The 24,172-nt window shown below is 65.9% G+C and carries 11 protein-coding genes; 5 read left to right on the forward strand and 6 right to left on the reverse strand.

What is annotated here, in order from left to right:
* Positions 1-7 precede the first annotated feature (7 nt).
* The 3 genes from GW587_RS24350 to GW587_RS24360 all read right to left on the reverse strand — a co-directional run bounded on the left by GW587_RS24350 (position 8) and on the right by GW587_RS24360 (position 8,432).
* A complete protein-coding gene (locus GW587_RS24350; protein ID WP_166107475.1) occupies positions 8-4,897 on the reverse strand; it encodes a hybrid sensor histidine kinase/response regulator in 4,890 nt (1,629 codons plus the stop codon).
* On the reverse strand, positions 4,890-6,776 hold the full coding sequence (locus tag GW587_RS24355) for a putative bifunctional diguanylate cyclase/phosphodiesterase (RefSeq protein ID WP_166107477.1): 1,887 nt from the start codon (positions 6,774-6,776) through the stop codon (positions 4,890-4,892). The genes GW587_RS24350 and GW587_RS24355 overlap by 8 nt, the downstream gene beginning before the upstream one ends.
* 144 nt (positions 6,777-6,920) lie before the next feature.
* Entirely contained in the window at positions 6,921-8,432 is a 1,512-nt protein-coding gene (locus tag GW587_RS24360; protein ID WP_229259631.1) for a CehA/McbA family metallohydrolase, read from the reverse strand.
* A 252-nt stretch (positions 8,433-8,684) separates the two neighbouring features.
* On the opposite strand from GW587_RS24360, the gene GW587_RS24365 reads away from it, so the two are divergent.
* From GW587_RS24365 to recD, 4 genes are read left to right on the forward strand one after another with little or no spacing between them, the layout of a single operon-like run.
* The gene (locus tag GW587_RS24365) at positions 8,685-11,819 is read left to right on the forward strand and encodes a CHASE domain-containing protein (protein ID WP_166107479.1); all 3,135 of its coding nucleotides are present in this window, start codon (positions 8,685-8,687) and stop codon (positions 11,817-11,819) included.
* 36 nt (positions 11,820-11,855) lie between these two features.
* Positions 11,856-15,275, forward strand: coding sequence for an exodeoxyribonuclease V subunit gamma (gene recC / locus GW587_RS24370; protein WP_166107480.1), 3,420 nt, complete (start codon positions 11,856-11,858; stop codon positions 15,273-15,275).
* Positions 15,272-18,982, forward strand: a complete 3,711-nt coding sequence (recB, locus tag GW587_RS24375) for an exodeoxyribonuclease V subunit beta (protein ID WP_166107481.1) — start codon at positions 15,272-15,274, stop codon at positions 18,980-18,982. Before recC ends, recB begins: the two co-directional genes overlap by 4 nt.
* Positions 18,972-20,936, forward strand: coding sequence for an exodeoxyribonuclease V subunit alpha (gene recD, locus GW587_RS24380; protein WP_166107482.1), 1,965 nt, complete (start codon positions 18,972-18,974; stop codon positions 20,934-20,936). The genes recB and recD overlap by 11 nt, the downstream gene beginning before the upstream one ends.
* 42 nt (positions 20,937-20,978) lie before the next feature.
* On the opposite strand, the gene GW587_RS24385 is transcribed toward recD, so the two are convergent.
* The 3 genes from GW587_RS24385 to GW587_RS24395 form a co-directional block, all read right to left on the reverse strand.
* Complete coding sequence (locus tag GW587_RS24385) at positions 20,979-21,851, reverse strand: serine hydrolase (RefSeq protein WP_166107483.1); 873 nt, start codon at positions 21,849-21,851, stop codon at positions 20,979-20,981.
* Between the two features lie 182 nt (positions 21,852-22,033).
* Positions 22,034-22,255, reverse strand: coding sequence for a TOBE domain-containing protein (locus tag GW587_RS24390; protein ID WP_019919846.1), 222 nt, complete (start codon positions 22,253-22,255; stop codon positions 22,034-22,036).
* 83 nt (positions 22,256-22,338) lie between these two features.
* Positions 22,339-23,358 (reverse strand): sulfate ABC transporter substrate-binding protein, encoded by a 1,020-nt coding sequence (locus GW587_RS24395; protein WP_166107484.1) that lies wholly within the window; start codon positions 23,356-23,358, stop codon positions 22,339-22,341.
* Positions 23,359-23,639: 281 nt separating this feature from the next.
* Between GW587_RS24395 and GW587_RS24400 the strand changes: the two genes are divergently transcribed.
* Positions 23,640-24,170, forward strand: a complete 531-nt coding sequence (locus GW587_RS24400; protein ID WP_166107486.1) for a GNAT family N-acetyltransferase — start codon at positions 23,640-23,642, stop codon at positions 24,168-24,170.
* Positions 24,171-24,172 lie beyond the last annotated feature (2 nt).

A 24,172-nucleotide genomic window follows, 5' to 3' on the forward strand; every position in this document is an offset into this window, starting at 1 on the left:
GCCGGCATCAATGCAGCCAGACGCGCATCAGCGACAGCAGCTGCGCCACGTCCACCGGCTTGGTGATGTAGTCCGACGCGCCGGCCGCGATACATTTGTCGCGGTCGCCCTTCATCGCCTTGGCCGTCAGCGTGATGATCGGCAGCGACTTGAACTTGGGGATGCGGCGGATCGCGCGCATGGTGTCGTAGCCGTCCATCTCCGGCATCATGATGTCCATCAGGACGATCTCGATGGTCGGATCGCGCTCCAGCACCTCGATGCCGTCGCGGCCGTTCTCGGCGAACGAGACCTGCATCTGCTGGCGCTCCAGCAGCGACGACAGCGCGAAGATGTTGCGCAAGTCGTCATCGACGATCAGCACCTTGCGGCCGGCGAGGCCGCCGTCCGCCGCGTGGATCTCCTCCAGCATGCGCCGCTGCGCCGCCGGCAGGCTGGCCTGCGAACGATGCAGGAACAGCGCCGTCTCGTCCAGCAGCCGCTCCGGCGAGCGCGCGTCCTTGATAACGATGGTCTTGGCGTAGCGCTTCAGCTTCGCCACTTCCTTGCGGTTCAAGTCCTTGGCGGTGTTGATCACGATCGGCAGGTCGCGCAGCGATTCGTCCTTGCCGATGATGTCGAGCAGGTCGAAGCCGCTGATGTCGGGCAGCGTCAGGTCCAGCACCATGCAGTCGAAGCGATGTTCGCGCAGCGCGTCCAGCGCGGCCTGGCCGGTGTCGACGGCGACGATGTGCAGGTCGGCGTCGCCGATCAACGCCACGATCGAGTCGCGCTGCGCCGGTTCGTCGTCCACCACGAGCAGGCTGCGTTTGCCGCCCAACAGGAATTTCTGGATGCGTGTGAATTCCTCCTGCAGCGCGTCCTTGTTGACCGGCTTGTTCAGGTAGGAGATCGCGCCCAGGCGCAGCGCGCGCTCACGTTCGCGCAGGCTGGACATCACGTGCACCGGAATATGGCGCGTGCTCGGATCGCGTTTCAGACGGTCCAGCACCGTGAAGCCGTCGATGTCGGGCAGGTCGAGGTCGAGCAGGATCGCCGACGGCAGGTAGTCGCGCGCCAGGCTCAGGGCCGAATCGCCCTGCATGGTGACGATGCCCTTGAAATTCTTCTCGCGCGCGAAGCCCAGCACGATTTTCGCGAAGCGCTCGTCGTCCTCGATGATCAGCACCGACGGATCGCCCGGCGCCACCAAGCCCCGGTCGTCGCTCTTGCTGTATTCGTCGATCTCGGCATCGAGCTCGCTGAGCGTGCTGCTGACGGTGTCGTGGTCGATCAGCGGCGGCGTGTACAGCACCTGCGGCGTCGGCGACGGCAGCCGCACCTGCGGCTGACGGCCCATGTCGTAGTTGACGAAGCCGGTGCGGTTATACGGCAGGAACAGCGTGAAGGTGGAGCCGTTGCCGACCACCGATTCGACGCGAATTTCGCCGCCCAGCAGACGCGCCAGCTCGCGCGAGATCGACAGGCCAAGGCCGGTGCCGCCGTATTTGCGGGCGGTCGAGCCGTCGGCCTGCTGGAACGCTTCGAAGATCAGTTGCAGCTTGTCGGCCGCGATGCCGACGCCGGTGTCGCTGACGGCGAACGACAGCACCGCATCGGCATGCAGCAGGTTGGGGTGGTCGCTGGAGAAGCCGGTGGTGACCAGGCTGATGACCAGCGACACCTGGCCGTGGGTGGTGAACTTGAACGCGTTCGACAGCAGGTTTTTCAGCACCTGCTGCAGGCGCGTGGTGTCGGTCATCATCGCCACCGGCAGGTTTTCCGTCAGATCCACCGAGAAGCCCAGATGCTTGGCTTCGGCCATGTGGCGGAAGGTACGGTCCACGTAGTTGCGCATGTTCTGGAAACGGTACTCGGACACGTCCAGCGTGACGGTGCCGGATTCGATCTTCGACAGGTCCAGGATGTCGTTAATCAGCGTCAGCAAGTCGGAGCCGGAGCCGTGGATGGTCTTGGCGAATTCCACCTGCTTGCCGGACAGGTTGCCGTCCGGGTTGTCGCCCAGCTGCTGCGCCAGGATCAGCAGCGAATTCAACGGCGTGCGCAGCTCGTGCGACATATTCGCCAGGAATTCGGATTTGTACTTGGACGACAGCGCCAGCTGGGTGGCTTTCTCTTCCAGCGCCAGCTTGGCCTGCTCCACTTCGCGGTTCTTTCGTTCCACCTCGATATTCTGCTCGGACAGCAGGCGGGCTTTTTCGGCCAGCTCCTGGTTGGTCTGTTGCAGTTCCTGCGCCAGCGACTGCGATTGCGTCAGCAGCGACTCGGTGCGGCTGTTCGCCTCGATGGTGTTCAGCACCACGCCGATCGATTCCATCAGCTGATCGAGGAAGGACAGGTGGGTCTCGGTGAAACGGTCCAGCGACGCGATTTCGATCACCGCCTTGACCTGCTGCTCGAACAGGATCGGCAGTACCACAATGTTGGTCGGCGGCGCCGCGCCCAGGCCGGACGAGACCACGATGTAATCGCGCGGCACGTCGGTCAGCCAGATGCGGTTCTTCTCCAGCGCGCACTGTCCGACCAGGCCTTCGCCCGGCAGGAAGGAGGTCGGCAGCTTGCGGCTGGAACGGTAGCCGTAGCTGGCGATCATGCGCAGGCGGGCGTCGGATTCCTGCGAGTCCATCATATAGAACACGCCGTGGTGCGCCGACACCAGCGGCGCCAGCTCGGACAGAATCAGCTTGGTCACGGCCTGCAAGTCGCGCTGGCCCTGCAACAGGCGGGTGAAGCGCGCCAGATTGGTCTTCAGCCAATCCTGCTGCGCGTTCTTGAGCGTGGTGTCCTTGAGGTTGCGGATCATCTCGTTGATGTTGTCCTTCAGGTAGGACACCTCGCCGCGCGCCTCCACCTGGATCGAACGAGACAAGTCGCCGCGCGTCACGGCGGTCGCCACCTCGGCGATCGCGCGCACCTGGTTGGTCAGGTTCGCCGCCAGCTGGTTGACGTTTTCGGTCAAGTCTTTCCAGGTGCCGGCCACGCCGGACACGTTGGCCTGGCCGCCCAGCTTACCCTCGGTCCCCACCTCGCGCGCCACCCGCGTGACCTCGGATGCGAAGGAGGACAATTGGTCCACCATCACGTTGATGGTGTCTTTCAGTTCCAGGATCTCGCCCTTGACGTCCACCGTGATTTTCTTCGACAAGTCGCCGCGCGCCACGGCGGTGGTCACCGCCGCGATGTTACGCACCTGGCCCGTCAAGTTGGACGCCATGAAGTTAACGTTGTCGGTCAAGTCCTTCCAGGTGCCGCCGACGCCGGGCACATAGGCCTGGCCGCCCAGCTTGCCCTCGGTGCCGACCTCCCGCGCCACCCGCGTCACCTCGGAGGCGAAGGAGGACAATTGGTCCACCATCACGTTGATGGTGTTTTTCAGTTCGAGAATCTCGCCTTTCACGTCGACCGTGATCTTCTTCGACAGGTCGCCGTTGGCCACGGCGGTGGTCACGTCGGCGATGTTGCGCACCTGGCCGGTCAGGTTACCCGCCATCGAGTTCACGCCGTCGGTCAAGTCTTTCCAGGTGCCCGCGACGCCGGGCACGTTGGCCTGGCCGCCCAGCTTCCCTTCGGTGCCCACCTCGCGCGCCACCCGCGTCACCTCGGAGGCGAAGGAGTTCAATTGGTCGACCATCACGTTGATGGTGTTTTTCAGCTCCAGGATCTCGCCCTTCACGTCGACCGTGATCTTCTTCGACAAGTCGCCGTTCGCCACGGCGGTGGTCACGTCGGCGATGTTGCGCACCTGGCCGGTCAAGTTACCCGCCATCGAGTTCACCGAGTCGGTCAAGTCCTTCCAGGTGCCGGCGACGCCCTTCACCTGCGCCTGGCCGCCCAGCTTCCCTTCGGTGCCGACCTCGCGCGCCACCCGCGTCACTTCCGATGCGAAGGAGGACAATTGGTCCACCATCACGTTGATGGTGTTTTTCAGCTCAAGAATCTCGCCTTTGACGTCCACCGTGATTTTCTTCGACAAGTCGCCGTTCGCCACCGCCGTCGTCACCGCCGCGATGTTACGCACCTGGCCGGTCAAGTTGGACGCCATGAAGTTGACGTTGTCGGTCAAATCTTTCCAGGTGCCGCCGACGCCCGGCACATACGCCTGTCCGCCCAGCTTGCCCTCGGTGCCGACCTCGCGCGCCACCCGCGTCACTTCGGAGGCGAAGGAGCGCAGCTGGTCCACCATGACGTTGATGGTGTCCTTCAGTTGCAAAATCTCGCCGCGCACGTCGACCGTGATCTTCTTCGACAAGTCGCCGTTGGCCACGGCGGTGGTCACCTCGGCGATGTTACGCACCTGCGATGTCAGGTTACCCGCCATCGAGTTCACCGAGTCGGTCAAATCCTTCCAGGTGCCGGCCACGCCTTTCACCTGCGCCTGGCCGCCCAGCTTGCCCTCGGTGCCGACCTCGCGCGCCACGCGCGTCACTTCGGACGAGAACGAGGACAGCTGCTCCACCATGGTGTTGGCGGTGGTGGCCGCGCGCAGGTACTGGCCCTTCAGCGGATGGCCGTCGACCTCCAGCGCCATGGTCTGCGACAGATCGCCTTTCGCCACCGCGCCGATGACGCGGGCCATTTCCGTGGTTGGCCGCACCAGATCGTCGATCAGCGCGTTGACCGCACTGATGATGGTGGCCCAGCCGCCAGCCATGTTGGGCACTTGCGCGCGCTGCGTCAGGCGGCCTTCGCGCCCGACCACGCGGCTCACGTCGGTGACCACGTGCACCATCTTTTCCTTGGTCTCGATGATGTCGTTGAGCGTGTCGGCGATCTTGCCGGCCATGCCGGTCCAGTCGGACGGCATGCGCGCCGAGAAGTCGCCTTTTTTCAGCGCCATCAGGGTGGCGAGCAATATCTTGGCGTCGAGCTGTTCGCCGATGTCGGTCATATTATTCATGGCTTATCTGTTCCTCATTGCTTGGGAGGGTATTCACGTTGATGTCGTTGATGGCGGTATGTTCGATCAGGCCGGACGCCGGCAGCGGCGGATAAAACAGCTCGCCCTGGCAGGCGTCGCAGCCCAGTTCGCGCAGCGTTTCCAGCTGCAGGCGGTCGTCGACGCCCAGCGCGACCACGCGCATGTCCAGCGCGCGCGCCAGATGGATCACGGCGGCGACGATGTCGGTGCCGCCGGCGTCGTTGCCGATGGCGTGGACGAAGCCGCGATCGATCTTCAGGACATTGAGCTGCCAGCGCTTGCAGGCCGCCAGCGATGAGCGCGCGCTGCCGAAATCGTCCAGCGCGGCGCGCACGCCGGAGGCCTGCAACTGCGCCAGCAACTGCGACAGCGGTTCGGCCGCGCCCAGCAGCAGCTTTTCATTCAGTTCGATGCCGATGCTGCCCGGTGCAAGCCGGTGCTTGCGCATGGCTGGCAGCAGCACTTGCAACAGGTCCGCGTTCAGCTGCGGCGTGGCCAGGTTGAGCCACAGGCACAGTGGCTCCGCATCGGCGGTGCGGCCGTCGACGCTTTGCCACAGCGCGGCCTGGGCGCAGCTCTGCGCAATGGTCCAGGCGTCGAGGCGGTCGAGCAGGGTGCGTTCCTGCACCAGCGGCAGGAACTGCGGCGCCTCCAGCAGCCCGTGCGCGGGATGGCGCCAATACAGCAGCGCCTCGGCGCCGATGGTGCGGCCGGTGGCGATGTCGATCTGCGGCTGGTAACGCAGCTCCAGCTGGTTGGCCGCCAGCGCCTTGCGCAGTTCCAGCGTCCATTCCTCGCGCTCGCGCTCGCGCACGTTGAGCGCTTCGTGGAAAAACTGCACCGGCGCCGCCGCCTGCTGCTTGGCGTGGTACATCGCGGTGTCGGCGTTCTTCATCAGGGACTGCGCGTTGGCGCCGTCCTGCGGATAGATGGCGATGCCGATGCTGGCCGCCGACTTGAGGCGGTGGCTGCCGATGTCGAACGGCAGGGCGCAGGCCAGCTCGATCTTGCGGCCGACGCGCGCGGCGTTGGCGGCGGCGGAGCGGCCTTCGATCAGCACCACGAATTCGTCGCCGCCCAGCCGCGCCACCACGTCGGCCACGCGCACCGCCGCCGTCAGCCGCGCCGACACCTGGCGCAGCAGTTCGTCGCCGGCTTCGTGGCCATAGTTATCGTTGATCTGCTTGAACTTGTCCAGGTCGAGGAACAGCAGCGCGAAACCGACGCCGCTGCGGTCGGAGGTGGCGACCGCGTGCTCCAGTTGCTGGATCAGCGCGCGCCGGTTGAGCAGGTTGGTCAGCGCGTCGCGCGTGGACAGTTCGTGCGCGCGCTGCTCGGCGAGTTTGCGTTCCTTGATCTCCAGTTCCATCTCGGCGTTGGCGCGTTCCAGGTCCTGCATGCGCTGTACCCGCAAGTCCTGGTTCAGCCGCGCCAGCTCTTCGCTTTTGGCGCGCAGCTCGATATTCCGCTTGGTCAGTTCAACGAACACCGCCACCTTGGCCTGCAGGATTTGCGGGATCACGGGCGTGAACAGATAATCGGCCGCGCCTTTCTGATAGCCCTTGAGGCGGTTGATTTCATCGGCGTAGTGGGCGGTGATGAAGATGATCGGCACGCCCGCCGAGCGGGGATGGGAGTGGATCGCCTCGGCCGTCTCGAAACCATCCATGCCGGGCATGCTGACGTCGAGCAGGATCACGGCGAATTCGTGCGTCAGCACGTGGCGCAGCGCCTCTTTGCCCGAGGCGGCGCTGATCAGCTGGTACAAATTCTGGTCGGCCGCGTCCAGCAGCAGGCTTTCCAGCGCGTACAGGCTGGCTGGATCGTCATTGACGAGAAGAACTTTTGGAATCTGCACGGCGGCCGGTGGGTTGTGGGATTGTGCAATGCCGCAAGTCGGCGGTTCGCTTTATTTTAACTATTAAGTAAAAGCTTTCCTAGCTTTCGGTATTAAAAAATATTATCGGAATTAAATTTTCCGTAGCGCACGATTGGCCTCGGCTCAGTGTGGGATTTGCGTGACCCAAATCGGTGCGCTCCAGAGCATTTTTCCATCGTCCTGCGTCACCCGGGCGTAGTAAAAATGCTCGCCCGGCTTGGGCGTGGTGGTCAGTTCGGCCTTGTTGGCGAGGACGCCGACCTGGCCGTTTCGCCCCGGTACGCCGTGGAAGAGGGTGACGAGCGTCGCGCTGCGGCCGTTTTTGCTGGCATAGCCGGCCTTCAGCGTCAGCCTGCCCCGATTGCTGAAGCGCTCGCCCATGAGGTGGCCGTTGCCGGTCAGGATCAGTTGCGCCTGCTTGTCCATGGTGGCGAAGACGCGGCGCGCCTTGAGCGCCTCCAGGAAGTTGGGGGTGGTCAGCGGTGCGCCACTGGGCAGCAGCACGCCGGTGCGGTTGCTGTAGGAAGCGCCCCAGTTGGCGCAGTGGTTGTCCTGGTTGCTGCTGAAGGCGATGTGGTAGCCGGCCTCCAGCAGGGCGTTGCAGCCGGATTCGAAATTGCTGCGACGGGGTTCGCTCTCGTCGGTGCTGCTGGAAAAGGCGTTGCTGTTGACCACTTCGCACAGCAGCATCGCTTCATCGCCGTCGGGTGTCCAGGCCAGCGGCTGGCCGTCGACGGCGAACTGGCCCTGCTGCGGATGGTTGAACTGGCCCAGCCAGCCGCGCCGGCGCATCAGCGTATAGAGCGCGGCATAGTCATTTTTCGGTGTCTCGACATCGGCCAGCAGCGCGCCCTGCGCGTTGCGCTCCCAGCCGAGCAGCTCGCCGCCATTGAGGATGTTGAGGTGGCCGCCGTGGCTGATGACGCCCCATTCCTGGCCGTACAGCGCGAGGAAATTGTCGTGGGCCAGATTCCAGGTGTCGGCCTGGTGCCGCCCGTTGTGGAACAGTGCGCGCGCGGCGGCCGGGTCGGCGTCGGGCATGGTGCCGTCCGAGCCGTCGTACATGTGGTTGTGCTCGGAGGTCATCAGGAAGTCGAGGTGGCGGGCGAGCGCGTAGGCATAGGCGTCGGTCGGTCCCAGCGGCGCGCTTTGCGGCGCCTGCGCGCCGCTGCATTGGCCGAGCGCGCCGCCGCCGTCGCTGTGGCCGGTCTGGCTGTGCAGGTTGCCCAGATAGATGGTGTAGGGGGCGGTCGCCGGCGGCGCCGCGACCGCCGCGATCGCCGCTGGCGCCGTGGCCGGGGTGGCCGGTGCCGGCGCCGGCCACCCCGGCCACAGCTGTTCGATATCCTGCGCGCCGTCCAGGCTGGCGCGCAGCCGCAGCCGGTAGATGCCGGCCGGCGTCCGGGCGCTGTGTTGCCAGCGTAGTTTGACGGTCACAGGCAGTGCATCACCGAGCAGATGCTCGCCGCGCCATCGGCGGAGGACGGTGTCGCCGGCCGGCGCCAGCAATTCCAACCGCCAGCGGACGCGCCCCGCTTGCTGGGCGAAGTGCAATGTCAGCTCGCGGCCGCCGTCGGCGTCGGCGCGAAACGGTGCTTGCAGGGTGGCGTCGAACTCCTGATGGTCAACAGTCATCGCATCACTTGCCGCCGGCACTAGCAAAGCCGTTGCCAGCACCGCTTTTTTAAAGAAATCTGCGCCCATGATGACCCTCGAAAAACTGGCTCATCATTTAGAGCGCGCTATATGCAACAAGGTTCCCTTTTAATTGACAAGTTATGTATTCTGAATTCTCTCCAATTGTTTCTCTGGTTCCCGAGCGGCATTAATAGTATGCTGCTGTGATGCAAGAATTATCGTTTCTTAACGACTTAAAAGTGAAGGCGCATGCTCAAATCGGCGAACACCATCAAGGCGGTCAGACGTTCGCGCTTGCTGTTCTGGAGTGCGGGCTGCGCCTTGGCCATGGGCGTCGGAGCGATCCTGTACGGCGCGGCGGCCAGGACGATCGACGACGATGCCGGCCGGCGGTTTGAGAATCTGGCGCGCAGCACGCAGTACGGCATTTCGGCGCGCATCAAGTCCTATGCCGACTTGACGCGTGGCCTGGCCGCGCTGTTCCAGACCAGCGACGTGGTGACGCGGCTGCAGTTCCATCAGTACGTGACCAGCCTGGATATTCCACGCTATTTTCCCGCCATCGAGGCGTTGAGCTGGGCGCCGCTGGTGGCGGATGCGCAGCGCGACGCCTTTGTCGCCGCCGTGCGCGCCGACCGCAGCCTGAGCCCCGAAGGCTATCCGCATTTCGACATCAAGCCGCCGGGGCGCCGCGATCATTATGCGGTGCTCACTTATATGGAGCCGTTGACCGACCTGGAAGACAGGGTGGGCGCGGACCTCGCCGTCAATCCGGCGATGGACAAGGTGCTGGCGGCGTCGCGCGACACCGGCCGGGTGAGCGCCTCCGGCCAGCCTATCGTGGTCAAGCTGCCGACGCCGCACTTCGGCCTCGGCGTGCGGCTGCCGGTGTACCGGCGCGGCATGCCGCTCCTGGACACCGCGCAGCGCCGCGCCGCCTATCTCGGCTCGGTCGGCGCCGGCTTCAGCATTCCCCGTCTGGTGCAGGGTGCGATCGATGAGATGACGGTGCGCCAGGTGCATCTGACGCTGTACTCGGACGGCAGCAGCGATGTCGAGCAGCGCCGCCTGGTGATTGAAAAGACCGACCGCCTGCTATACAACGACAACGGCTCGATGGAGGCGTTGACGCCGCTGACGGCGGCCGAACGCGCCGACTATTTCCAGACGGTGCTGCCGATCGATTTCCACGGCAGCCTGTGGAAGGCGCTGTTCCAGGTTCGCAAGACCGACCTGCTGACCGGCTTCGACGTGGTGTTCCCGTGGGGCGCCGCGCTGACCGGCTTCGCCGGCACGCTGCTGTTGTATAGCTATGTGTTCTTGTTGTACGCGTCGCGCCGGCGCGCCATCAAGCAGGGCGTGCTGCTCGACACGGTGCTCAACAACGTCGACGCCCACGTCTACATGAAGGACCAGCACCGGCGCTACCTCTACGTCAACGCCAGGATGGCCGAGGCGATCGGCATGCCGGTGCGCGAGATCATCGGCAAGCTCGATCACGAGCTGATGTCGCGCGAGGCCGCCGACTCGGCGTGGGCGCAGGAGCGGCCGGTATTGGCCGACAAGGTCAAGCGCTCGGGCGAGACGCTGCTGGTCGGCCGCGACGGCGTGGTGCGCCATCAGTGGACGGTCAAGGTGCCGGTGGAAATCGGCCGCGCCGCCACCGCCGTCATCGGACTGTCGACCGATGTGACGGAGCTGCACCAGCTGAAGGACGAGGCGGATGCGGCCAACCAGGCCAAGAGCGACTTCCTGTCGAACATGAGCCATGAGATCCGCACGCCGATGAACAGCATCATCGGCATGGCGCACCTGGCGCTGAAGTCGGTGGTGCATCCGAAGCAGCGCGACTATCTGCAAAAGATCTACCACTCGGGCCAGCACCTGCTGGGCATCATCAACGACATCCTCGACTTTTCCAAGATCGAGGCGGGCAAGATGGATCTGGAGGTGCTGGACTTTACGCTGGATACGCTGCTGGCCAATATCTCCAGCCAGCTGGGCGAGGGCGCGCACGCCAAGGGGCTGGAGCTGGTGTACGAAATCTGGCCCGGCCTGTCGCACCAGCTGCGCGGCGATCCGCTGCGGCTGGAGCAGGTGCTGTTGAACTTCGCCTGCAACGCCATCAAGTTTTCCGAGAACGGCAAGGTGATCATCCGCGCCCGGCCGCTGGAGGAGCGCGACAGCCATATCATGGTGCGCTTCGAGGTGGTCGACCACGGCATCGGCATGACGCAGGAACAGGTGTCGCAGCTGTTCCGCTCCTTCCACCAGGCCGACACCTCGACCACGCGCCGCTACGGCGGCACCGGACTTGGGCTGGTGATCAGCAAGCAGCTGGCGGAGTTGATGGGCGGCGGCGTCGGTGTCGACAGCGCGCCGGGCGAGGGCAGTACCTTCTGGTTCACGGCGCGGCTGGCGAAGGGAACGCATTTGCGGGTGCGCGACGATACGGTGGAGGCCGAGGTGCTCGACAGCATACGCGGCGCTTCGATCCTGCTGGTCGAGGACAATATCTTCAGCCAGCAGGTGGGGCAGGAGCTGCTGGAGGACGCGGGAGCCATGGTTTGCGTGGCCAACAACGGCAAGGAGGCCATCGATCTGCTGCTGAAGGAGCATTTCGATTGCGTGCTGATGGACGTGCAGATGCCGGTGATGGACGGTTATGAGACCACGCGCCTGATCCGCGCCCATCCCAAGCTGTCGGCGACGCTGATCATCGCGATGACCGCGAACGCGGGACGCGGCGACCAGGAACGCTGTCTGAGCGCGGGCATGGACGAATTCGTCACCAAGCCGATCGCGCCCAAGCTGTTGCTCAATATGCTGGCCAAGTGGATGACGCAGCGCGCCAGGGCGGCCCGCGCGGAGCGCAAGGCGGTGCCGCCGCCACCGTCGTACTTCACCATGGCCGATGGCGGGACCACGGCGGCGGCCATCGAGTTGTTCGCGACGCGGGCGGTGGCGCTGCCGTTGCCGGCGTCGCCGCCGGCGCCGCCCGCCGTCGCTGCGCCGGCCTCCGCGCCCGCGCCGGCGGAGCTGTTCGACGTCGCGGCGCTGGCGCAGACCTTCGGCGGCAAGCCTGACAAGATGCGCAAATACGCGCTGCTGTTCCTCGAATCGGCCCGCGACGGCCTGAAGGAAGTCGACGCCGCGCTGGCGCAGGAGGACCTGGCGCAGCTGTCGGAGCTGGGCCACCGCATCAAATCCTCGGCGCGCGCGGTGGGCGCGATGCAGTTCGGGAACCTGTGCCTGGCGCTGGAGCATGGCCGCGACGACCCGGACATGTCCAACGCCGGCCAGCTGGTGCGGCAGATGCACGCCATGCTCGACGTACTGGATAGCCATATCGAACAGGAACTACTGGCTTACGACCCGGGCTAGAGCGATAATACGGCTTCGATCTTAACGAAGAGCCTTATGCATCCAAGCATCACCCCCGGCCTGCTGATTTTGCACGGTAATCAGATGGAACAGCTGCGCGCCGCCGTGTTCCAGTGGCTGCGCAACAATCCGCTGGGGGCGCTGGAATCGGACATCTTCCTGGTGCAATCGAACGGCGTGGCCGAATGGCTGAAGATCGCGCTGGCCGAGGAGATGCGCATCTGCGCCGCCGCCCGTGTCGCGCTGCCGGCGCGCTTCCTGTGGGAGACCTATCGCGGCATGCTGGGACGCGAGCGCGTGCCGGTGCGCTCCGCCTTCGATAAAGGCCCGTTGACTTGGCGCCTGATGCGCTTGTTGCCCACCTTGCTGGCCGATCCCGTGTTCACGCCGCTGCGCCACTTCCTGGCCGACGGCGAGGCCGAGCGGCGCCTGCAACTGGCCGAGCGCCTGGCCGACTTGTTCGATCAATACCAGGTCTATCGCGCCGACTGGCTGGAGGATTGGGAGTACGGCCGCGACCAGATGCGCAACGCGCGCGGCGAAGCGGTGCCGCTGCCGGACGATCAGCGCTGGCAAGGCCAGTTGTGGCGCGCCGTGAACGCCGACGTCGAACCGCACGAGCGTGGCCTGGGCCGCGCCACGGTGCACACCGAATTCGTGCGCGCCAGCGCCGCCGGCGAGGAACCGCTGGGCCGACTGCCGCGCCGCATCGTCATCTTCGGCGTCTCGGCGCTGCCGTATCAGAGTTTGCAGGCGCTGGCTTCGCTATCGCGCTATACGCAGGTGGTGCTGGCGGTGCCGAATCCATGCCAGTTCTACTGGGGCGACATCATCGAAGGCCGCGACCTGCTGCGTTCCGCGCATCGCCGCCAGCAGCTGCGCAACGGCCAGGACCTCGGTGCGATCCCGCTGGAAGAACTGCACGCGCACAGCCATCCGCTGCTGGCCAGCTGGGGGCGGCAGGGCCGCGACTTCATCCGCATGCTGGACGAATTCGATGAGGCCTCCGCCGCGGCCGCCGCCGAAAGCGACGAAGCGTCGCCGCTGCGCATCGATCTGTTCAGCGAGGGCGAGGGCGAGACCCTGCTGTCGCAGGTGCAGGCCGCCGTGCGCGACCTGCTGCCGCTGTCAGAACACCCGCAGATCGCGCCGCCGGACGACGACCGCTCGATCGAATTCCACGTCACCCACAGCGTGCAGCGCGAAGTCGAGGTGCTGCACGACCAGCTGCTGAAGATGTTCGCCGACGACACCAGGCTGCGTCCGCGCGACGTGGTGGTGATGGTGCCGGACATCGACACCTTCTCCGCCGCCATCCACGCCGTCTTCGCCCAGCATCGCCGCAGCGACCCGCGCTACATCCCGTTCGAGATCGGCGACGTCAACGACCGCAGCGTCAACCCGCTGCTGGTGGCGCTGGAATGGTTGCTGCGCCTGCCGCAGCAGCGCTGCCGCCAAAGCGAAGTGCGCGACCTGCTGGACGTGCCGGCGCTGGCCGCGCGCTTCGGCCTGTATCCGGAAGACTTGCCGACGCTGGGCCTGTGGATCGAAGGCGCCGGCGTGCGTTGGGGGCTGGACCAGGAGCACCGCAGCGGCCTCGGTCTCGGCCCGGCCGGCGAACAGAACGCCTGGATCTTCGGCGTGCGCCGCATGCTGCTAGGCTACGCCAGCGGCGACAGCGGCCGCAATGGCGGCGGCAGCTTCGCCGGCATCGAGCCGTACGGAGAAGTCGGCGGGCTGGATGCCGCGCTGGCCGGATCGCTGGCGCAGCTGGTCGAAGCGCTGCTGCATTGGCGCGGCGTGCTGGCGCAATCGCGCTCGCCGGCCGAGTGGGGCGTGCAGGCGCGCGCGCTGATGGCGGCCTTCTTCAAGGGGAACGAGGAGGGCGACCGCCTGACGCTGGCGCAGCTCGACGATGCGCTCAACAACTGGCTGGAGACCTGCGAAGGCGCGGCCTTCGACGAAGCGGTGCCGCTGGCGGTGCTGCGCGAGGCGTGGCTAGGCTTGCTGGACGAGCCGACGCTGAACCACCAATTCGTCTCCGGCGGCGTGACCTTCTGCACGCTGATGCCGATGCGCGCGGTGCCGTTCCGCGTGGTCTGCCTGCTGGGCATGAACGACGGCGACTTCCCGCGCCGCGCGCCCAAGGCCGATTTCGATTTGCTGTCGCAGCCTGGCCAGGCCCGTCCCGGCGACCGTTCGCGCCGCGACGACGACCGCTACCTGATGCTGGAGGCGCTGCTGGCCGCGCGCGACAAGCTGTATATCAGCTGGGTCGGCCGCAATGTGCGCGACAACAGCGAACAGCCGCCGTCGGTGCTGGTGTCGCAGTTGCGCGATTATCTGGTCAACGGCTGGCAACTCGACCTGCACGCGCGCACCACCGAGCATGCGCTGCAACCGTTCAGCCGTCGCTATTTCGAAGCCGGCGGCCTGCTGACCTACGCGCGCGAATGGCGCGAGGCGCACGGCGAGGAGCTCGCCGAGGGCGCCGCCGCCGAGCTGCCGCCGTACGAGATCGACGACAAGTACCGGCTCAAGCTGTCGGTGCTGGTCAACTTCCTGCGCCAGCCGGCGCGCTTCTTCTTCCGCCAGCGCCTCGGCGTGATGTTCGGCGACGCGGCGCTGGTCGGCGAGGACGAGGAGCCGTTCGCGCTCAACGGGCTGGAACGCTACCAGCTGGAAGACGACATGCTGGGCGGCGATGTCGAAGAGGAGGAGCTGGACCAGGTCTACGACAAGCTCAATGAGCGCGCGATGGAGCTGGTGCGCAAGGGCGTGCTGCCGATCGGCTTGATCGGCCAGCAATACCGGCATCAGCTGGTCGAAGCGCTGGCGCCGGTGCGCAGCGCGTGGCTGACCTTGCGCCAGCATTATCCGCTGACGGCGTCCAAGGTGGCGTTGGACTTGCAACTGGGCGGCGTCCAGCTGGACGACTGGATCGATCAGCTGCGCGGCAACGGCGGTGAAACCGTGTGGCTGATGCAGATGTCGTCCAAGGTGACGGACAAGCAGGGCAAGCCGCGCGGCGACAAACTGATCCCGATGTGGCTGCGCCAGCTGGCGCTGGCGGCGGCCGGCAAGCCGGTCAGCGGCTACCTGGTCGCACGCGACGCCATCGTCACCATGAAACCGCTGGACCAGGCGGAATCGCGCGAAGCGCTGCGCGAACTGGTCTGCCTGTGGCGCGACGGCATGAACCGCCCCCTGCCGACCGCCTGCAAGACCGCGCTGGCATTGGCGCAGGGCGGCGACGCGCGCGCGGTCTACGACGGCGGCTTCGAACTCTCCGGCGAGAACGTCGACCTGTGCCTGGCCCGCCTCTGGCCCGACTTCGCCGCGCTGAGCGCGCAGCCGGACTTTGCCGACGTGTCGATGGCGCTGTATGGCCCGCTGGCGGACTGGCTGGAACAACACATCACGATAGCCAGGATCAACGGCGAGGAAGCAGCATGAGCACCGCGAACCAACTGGCCCCGCTGACCTTCCCGCTGCACGGCTCGCGCCTGATCGAAGCCAGCGCCGGCACCGGCAAGACCTGGACCATCGCCGCGCTGTACGTGCGGCTGGTGCTCGGCCACGGCGGCGAGAACGGCTACCGCCGTCCGCTGCTGCCGGCCGACATCCTGGTGATGACCTTCACCCGCGCCGCCACGCGCGAGCTGTCCAACCGCGTGCGCGAACGGCTGGTCGAAGCCGCCGCCTACTTCCGCAGCCACGACGACGCGGCCGACGGCGACGCCTACCTCGACCAGATCCTTGAATCCTATCCCGACCACAGCGCGCGGCAGCAAGCCGCGCACCGCCTGCAACTGGCGGCGGAGACGATGGACGAAGCGGCCATCTTCACCATCGACGCCTGGTGCCAGCGCATGCTGCGCGAGCACGCCTTCGACAGCGGCAGCCTGTTCGACGAGGAACTGGTCAGCGACGAGCAGGCGCTGTTCGAGGACGCCGCCAACGATTACTGGCGCCAGCAGGTCTATCCATTGAACGCGGCGTCGCTGGACGCCTTGCTGTCGTGCTGGGGCGACGTGAACGCCTTGAAGCGTTCGATGCGCGAACTGGTGAAGCGCGCCGACATCATCGGCGACATCGATCCGTCGCAGGCGCTGGCCGGCCTGATCGCCGAGGTGCAGCGCGCGCAGCAGGCGCAACTCGTCGCGCTGAAGGATGGCTGGTTGGCGCGCGCCGACCGGATGGAACAATGGATCGCCACCGAGCGCGTGCTGTCGCCCAAATGCTTCAATGGGACCAAGATGCGCGCCGACTCGGTGACCGGCTGGTTCCGCGCCCTGCGCGAGTGGGCGCGGAATCCGGCCGCCGTCATGCCCGGCCTGTCGGACACCGCCTGGAAGCGCCTGACGCCGTCCGGCCTGGAAGACGCGTTCTCCAAAGGCTACACCGCCACCGTGCCGGACGACTTCGACGCCGTCGAGCCGCTGAAGCGGGCGCTCGACGAGATCGAGCCGCTGTCGCACGTCTTGTACCGCCACGCCGCCGCCGCCGTGTCGCTGCGCATGGCCGAGCTGAAGAAGCGCGGCCGCCAGTTCGGCTTCGCCGACATGCTGGACCGCTTGAACGCCGCGCTGCAGGGTGAAAACGCCGCCGCGCTGCGCAAGCGCATCACCGACCAGTATCCGGTGGCGATGGTCGATGAGTTCCAGGACACCGCGCCGAACCAGTACCAGATCTTCAACCTGCTGTACCGCGTGGCCGACAACGACCCGGAGACGGGCCTGTTCCTGATCGGCGATCCGAAGCAGTCGATCTACGGCTTCCGTGGCGCCGACATCCACAGCTATCTGTCGGCGCGCAAGGCCACGGCCGGCCGCCACTACCAGCTGGGCACCAACTACCGCTCGACCAAGCCGGTGGTGGACGCGGTCAACCGCCTGTTCCTGAACGCCGAAGGCGAGCCGCATGAAGGCGGCTTCCCGCGCGGCGCGTTCCGCTTCCGCGACGTGGTCTCGCGCGAGAATCCGCTGCCGTTCGAGGCGGTCGGCGCCAAGGGCCGCGACGAGCGCATGGTGACCGCCGACGGCGACGCGCCGGCGCTGGTCATCGCCTGCAGCGCGACCCAGGAGCTGAAGGCGGAAGGCTACCGCGAATTCTTCGCGCACCACTGCGCCGAGGATATCGTGGCCCGGCTGAACGACGAGCGCGCCGGCTTTGACGGCGGCAAGGACGGCTTCGTGCGCCTCAAGCCGGCCGACGTGGCGGTGCTGGTGCGCGACCGCAAGGAAGCGGCCGCGATCCGCCGCGCACTGCAACGGCGCGGCATCCCCAGCGTCTACCTGTCCGACAAAGACTCGGTCACCGACAGCGAGGAGGCGGCCGACGTGCTGCGCTGGCTGTCGGCCGTGGCCAATCCGCTCGACGGCGCCCTGGCGCGCGCGGCCTACGCCACCCGCACCAGCGGCTTGCCGCTGGCGGAACTGGCGCGCCTGTCGTCGGATGAACTGGCGTGGGAGGAGCGCGTTGAACAATTGAAGGCGCTGCACATCATCTGGCAGCGGCAAGGCGTGCTGGCGATGCTGCGCCGTTTCATCCATGAGCTGCAACTGCCGGCGGCCCTGCTGCAACAGCCCGGCGGCGAACGCCGCCTGACCAATCTGCTGCATCTGGCCGAACTGCTGCAATCGGCCAGCCGCCAGCTCGACGGCGAACAGGCGCTGATCCGCTGGCTGGCCGAGCAGATCGAAGGCGGCGAGGGCGCCGGCGACGAGCGCGTGCTGCGGTTGGAAAGCGATGCGGAGCTGGTGAAGGTGGTCACCGTGCACAAATCGAAGGGCCTGGAGTATCCGCTGGTGTACCTGCCGTTCGCGGTCACGGCGCGCAAGGTGGAGCGGCGCAACCGCAGCTTCTTCGAGTTCAGCGACGACGACGGCGTGCGCCGCATCGACATGGCGCTGACCGATACCGCGCTGGAGCTGGTGGAACGGGCGCGCTTGCAGGAGGATTTGCGCCTGATGTACGTGGCGCTGACGCGCGCCCGCCATTTCCTGTGGCTGGGCGTGACCGCGCTGGCCAGCCGCAAGGCGGGCGACAACACGCTGCACGATTCGGCGCTCGGCTACCTGCTGACCGGCGGCTCGCCGCTGCCGTCCGAGCTGATGATGGAGCGCTGGGAGCACGCCTGCAAGGACTGCGATCCGATCCGCATCACCACGCTGGACATGGCGATGCGGCAGGTCACGCGCCTGAGCCGCGTCGAACAGCGGCCGCCGTTGCTGGAGTCGCCGCAGTACGCCGGCCGCTTCGAGCGCGATTGGTCGGTGGGCAGTTTCAGTTCGCTGGCGCGGCGCACCGGCCCGACCGGCATCATCGGCGCGGCCGGCCCGGCCTTGGTGCCGCGCGACGCGGCGCAGGAAAAGCTGCTGGAAGGCGCCGACTTGCCGGCCACCGCGCCGCCGGCCCGGGTCGAGGACGCGCCGTGGCACCGCTTCCCGCGCGGCTCGGTGCCGGGCAATTTCCTGCACGAGCAGCTGGAGTGGATGGGACAGGAGGGCTTCGCCATCGTCGACGACGAGAACTTCAACGCGCGGCTGACGCGCCGCGTCGAACGCGCCGGCTGGGGCAACCGGCTGGACGACACGCTGGCCTGGCTGCGCGAAATCGCCACCACGCCGCTGCCGCATTTGAACGCGCCGCTGAGCCGCATCGACTCGCCGCTGCCGGAGATGGAGTTCTGGTTCCCCAGCGAGCGCCTGAGCACCGGCGCGCTCGACAAGCTGTGCGCCGAGCGCCTGCTGGGCGGCGTGGCGCGGCCCGCACTACCGGAGCGGCAGCTGCACGGCATGCTGAAAGGCTTCGCCGACCTGGTGTTCGAGCACGAGGGCCGCTATTGGGTGCTGGACTACAAATCCAACGCGCTGGGCGCGGGCGACGCCGCCTATCATCAGCCGGCGCTGGTGGCGGCGATGGCCGACCACCGCTACGACATCCAGGGCGCGATCTACATGCTGGCGCTGCACCGGCTGCTGCAAAGCCGCCTGGGCGACGACTACGATCCGGCCGAACAGCTGGGCGGGGCGATCTTCCTGTTCCTGCGCGGCATAGCCAATCCGCAGACGCGCGGTTGCTATTGGATGGCGCCCGATCCGGCATTGCTGGATGGGCTGGACCGCTTGCTGGACACCGAGGCACACGATGAGTATTGAATTATTGGCGCAGGTCGACGCGCTGACCGAGAACGGCCAGCTGCGCCGTTTGAGCGGCGCCTTCGCGCGCTTCATCGCCAGCGTCGGCGGCGGCTCGCCGCAGCTGATGCTGGCGTGCGTATTGCTGTCCGAGCTGGAGGGGCGCGGCCACAGCTGCCTGGTGCTGGGTGAGCTGTCGTCCGATCCGGCCGCGCTGCTGGGCTGGAGCGGCGACGAATGGCGCGCGCTGCGCGACACCGTCGCCGATTGGCCGAAGAACGCCGCCGCGTGGCAAACGCTGTTGGCGGCCTGCGACCAGGTCTGGGCGGTCGGTGACCTCGACTTCCAGCAGCCGCTGGTGCTGGACGGCGAGCGCCTGTATCTGCGCCGCTACTACCGCGACGAGACCAGCGTGGCGGACGCGGTGCGCGGCCGCGCCCTGGGCGGCGTGCTGGCGGCCGACGCCGATGCCGAAACCGCCGAAGTGCGGCGCTGGCTGGATATCCTGTTCCCGCATCCGGCGCGCGGCGGCGACACCGATTGGCAGAAGGTCGCCTGCGCGGTGGCGATGCGCGGCAAGTTGGGCATCATCACGGGCGGCCCGGGCACCGGCAAGACCTACACCGTGGCGCGTCTATTGGCCTTGTTGTTCGCCACCGCCGGCGAGCGCCAGGCCGGCTTGCGCATCGCCTTGGCGGCGCCGACCGGCAAGGCGGCGGCGCGTTTGAAGCAATCGATCGATGTGGCGCTGGACGACCTGGCCGACAAAGCCGGATCGGCCTTGCCGCTGCGCGACCTGGCCAGCCGCATGGGCGCGGCGCGCACCTTGCATAGCCTGCTGGGCGCGCGGCCGAACACCCGCGCCTTCCTGCATCATGCCGGCAATCCGCTGGATGTCGACGTGCTGATCGTCGACGAGGCGTCGATGATCCACCTGGAGATGATGTCGGCGCTGCTGGCCGCGCTGCCGGCCGGCGCGACCTTGATTCTGCTCGGCGACAAAGACCAGCTGGCGTCGGTGGAGGCGGGCGCGGTGCTGGGCGACTTGTGCCACAACGCCGAAGCCGGCGCGTATCTGCCGGAGACGCTGTCGTATGTGCACGCCAGCACCGGCCAGCGGATTCCCGACAGCTTCGCCGGCGACGGCGGGCCGATCGCGCAGCAGACGGTGATGCTGCGCGAAAGCCGGCGCTTCGGCGGCCCGATCGGCGCGCTGGCGCTGGCGGTCAACGCCGGCCACGCGGCGGCGGCGGTCGAGGTGCTGCGCGCCGGCGAGGACGGCAAGGTGGCGTGGATCGATCCGGCACAGCCTTCCGATCTGCTGCAGCTGGCGTTGGCCGGCCGTGCCGGCGCGGCCGGCGGCTACCAGGCCTACCTGAAGATGATCAAGGCCGGGCCGCCCGAAGGCGACGAGGCCGGCCATCTGGCCTGGGTCAAGACGGTGCTGACCAGCTTTGAAAGCTTCCGCATCCTGTGCGCGGTGCGCGAGGGCGAGTGGGGCGTCGGCGGCTTGAACGATGTGATCGAGCAGCGCTTGCAGACGGCCGGCCTGCTCAAGCGCAGCGGCGAATGGTATGCGGGGCGGCCGGTGATGGTGACCCGCAACGATTACGGCACCAATGTCTTCAACGGCGATATCGGCCTGACCTTGCCGGATCCGGCGCGTCCCGGCGCGCTGCGGGTGTATTTCTCGGACGGCGAAAAAGTGCGCAGCGTGCTGGCGACGCGGCTGCGCAATGTGGAGACCGCGTTCGCGATGACCGTGCATAAATCGCAGGGCTCGGAGTTCCTGCACACGGTGCTGGTGCTGCCGAAGGAGAAAGGCGGCATGCTGGCGCGCGAATTGATCTACACCGGCATCACGCGCGCGCGCGACTACTTCACGCTGCTGACGCCGAACGGCCAGGTGCTGCTCGACGCCATCGCCTTGCGCACGCAGCGCGCTTCCGGCCTGCGCGGCCTGCTGGGCAATTAGGCGAAAAAAAAACCGGACCCCCGGTCCGGTTGTCGCTGCCGCTTACATCGCGCGGCGCGTGCGCTTGCTTTGCTTGACGGCTTTCTTCTTGGCTTTGACCGAGGCCTTCATGACTTTCGGCGTGTCGTCAGGACCGGCGACGAAGCGGCGGATGTTGAACGCGTCCATCAAACGGGCCGAGCTGGCCTTGGCGTTCAACAGCACCAGCGTATTGGTCTTGCCGCCCGACTTGAAGCGCATGATCAGGCAACGGCCGGCTTCCTCGGTGTAGCCGGTCTTGGACAGGCCGACATCCCAGCCCTTGGCGCCGACCAGGCGGTTGGTGTTGTGGTACTCGACCTTGCGGCCCTTGATGTTGATCACGTCCTTGGTGTCGGTGGTGATGCGGCGGATCTCGGCATAGGTCGAGGCGGCGCTGGCCATCTTGATCAGGTCGGTCGCGGTGGAGCGGTTGTTCGGCGACAGGCCGGTCGGCTCTTCGATCACGGTCTGGGTCAGGCCCAGCGCGCGGATCTTGGCGTTGACCGCCGCCTTGAACGCCGGCTGGCCGCCGGGGAAGGTGCGCGCCAGCGAGGCGGCGGCGCGGTTATCCGACGACATCAGCGCCAGTTGCAGCACGTCGCGGCGGGCGATCTCGGCGCCGACCGGCACACGCGAGGTGCTGTGCTTGAGCATGTCGACGTCGGCGCGATCGATGCTGATCGGCTGGTCCATATCGAGTTTGGAGTCCAGCACCACCATCGCGGTCATCAGCTTGGTCAGCGAGGCGATGGGAACCTGGACGTTGGCGTTCTTTTCAAGCAGTATCTTGCCGGTGTCGTCTTCGACGACCAGCACCGACTGCGAGCCGAGCGGTACCGCGAGGGCTGCAGCGGTAAACGTACTCAGCAATACAGCAACAATTTTCTTGAGCATGGCGGGTATTCTGTGGGAGATGGAGTAGCTGTGGGGCAATACGAAGGATAGACAATAACATTAAAGTGGTTTCTCGTCTATTGAATGCAAGTGCACGATTCCATTAATTTGTTTCCATGGCGTGATACAAACAAAAAAGCCCCGGGACGGCGGTCGCGGGGCTGGCGGGAGGGTGTGGCGGATCAGCTGCTGATCTTGGCGATCGACACTTCCGTCGATTTGACCAGGGCGATGACTTCGCTGCCCACTTTCAGGTCCAGGTCGTGGATCGAGCGCGAGGTGATCACCGAGGTGACGATACCGTGCTGGGTCTCGACATCGACTTCCGAGACCACCGGTCCGAAGATGATTTCCTTGATTTTGCCGCGGAACTGGTTACGTACGTTGATTTCAGAAATGGCCATCGCGCTTCCTTTGAGTGGTTGATTGGTACACCACCAGAGTACGGGCGCGACGGCCATTTGGGAACGAATCGATCCGTATATGGTTATTTGTTATAGATTTTGTCGAACTCGCCGCCGTCGTCGAAGTGCTTCTTCTGCGCCGCTTTCCAGCCGCCGAAGACGTCATCCACCGAGAACAGGCTGATCTGGCGGAAGTTGGCGTTGTACTTCTTGAACGCTTTTTCCGAACGCGGACGCAGCGAGTGCTTGGCGATGATTTCCTGGCCCTCTTCGCTGTACAGGAAGTTCAGGTAGGCGGTGGCCCGCTTGCGCAGGCCGCGACGGTCGACCACCTTGTCGACCACGGCCACCGGCGATTCCGCCAGGATCGAGACCGGCGGGTAGACCACGTCGAACTTGTCGCCGAACTCGGTGCGCACCAGGTTGACTTCGTTCTCGAAGGTCACCAGCACGTCGCCGATTTCACGCTGGGTGAAGGTGGTGGTGGCGCCACGGCCGCCGGCGTCCAGCACCGGCACGTTCTTGAAGATCTTGCCGACCAGTTCGCGCGCCTGCGCTTCGTTGCCGCCTTTTTTCAGCACCGAGCCCCAGGCCGCCAGATAGGTGTAGCGGCCGTTGCCCGATGTCTTAGGATTCGGGATGATCACTTGCACGCCCGGCTTGGCCAGGTCGTCCCAGTTCTTGATCTGTTTTGGATTGCCCTTGCGCACCAGATACACGACCGTCGAATAGAACGGCGCGGCGCCGTTGGGGAATTTCTTGGCCCAGTCGGCCGCCACCACGCCGCGATCGACCAGGATGTCGATGTCGTTGGCCTGGTTCATCGTGACCACGGCCGCTTCCATGCCGTCCGCCACCGAACGGGCTTGCTTCGACGAGCCGCCGTGCGACTGGTTGACGTTGACGGTCTCGCCGGTGGCCTTCTTGTAGTCGGCGACGAAGGCCGGGTTGATGTCCTTGAACAGTTCGCGCGTGACGTCGTACGAGGCGTTCAGCAGCACCGTATCGGCCGCGCCGGCTTGCAGCGGCAGCCCCAGCATCGCGGCGGACGCGGCCAGGAATGAGGTGACAACGAGACGGCGAGCAGTATTTTTGTTGGTCATAATGAGCTTTCGTAATAACAGACGCCCATGGTGTAAAATTTCGCCCGGAAAAGATACGAATTTTTCGTAATATGCTTAGATGGTATGTATGCCACGGGGTTTGCACAAAAAACCGCATAAGGATTTTTGAAAACATTCGTGGGCAAAAGCGGCGTCAGCACCTAGCCTGTCGAGACGCGATCCGGACGTGTGCGTACCGGTTTTCGCGGCTTGGTGTATAGTCGGTTGTAAGCACTGAGGTGGCAACATCCTTTTGCTATTGGAATGTTTTGTGAGCGTACATGAGTCTTGAAATTCGTATTGCTGCTTCGACAGATGCGGAAGCGGCGTGCCATGTGTTGCGCCGTTCGATTACGGAATGCTGCGAACTGGATCATAAGAGCGATCCCGCCATTCTGGACGCCTGGCTGGGCAACAAAACCCCTCAAATGGTGGCGAACTGGTTTAGTTCGCCGACCAATTTTTCGCTGGTCGCGGTCAGTGAAGGCGAAGTCGTCGGCGTCGCGCTGCTGACCGGCGCCGGCAAGCTGGCGCTGTGCTATCTGCTGCCGGAGGCGCGCGGCCGTGGCGTCGGCAAGGCTTTGCTGGCGCGGATGGAGGAGCAGGCTTGCGGTTGGGGCGTCAAGGCGCTGCAATTGCACAGCACGGCCACCGGCAAGGCCTTCTTCGCGCAGCGCGGCTACATCGACGCCGGCATGGTGCGCTCGCCCTATGGTGTGGAGACGGTGTTCTTCTGGAAGCAGCTGGACGCCGACGCCAGCGCGCCGGACGGTGCCAAGCGCAAGCGTTTCTGCAACTGCAATTCAGTCTAGCA

The sequence above is a fragment of the Duganella aceris genome (assembly GCF_011090165.1).
Lineage (GTDB): Bacteria > Pseudomonadota > Gammaproteobacteria > Burkholderiales > Burkholderiaceae_D > Rugamonas > Rugamonas aceris.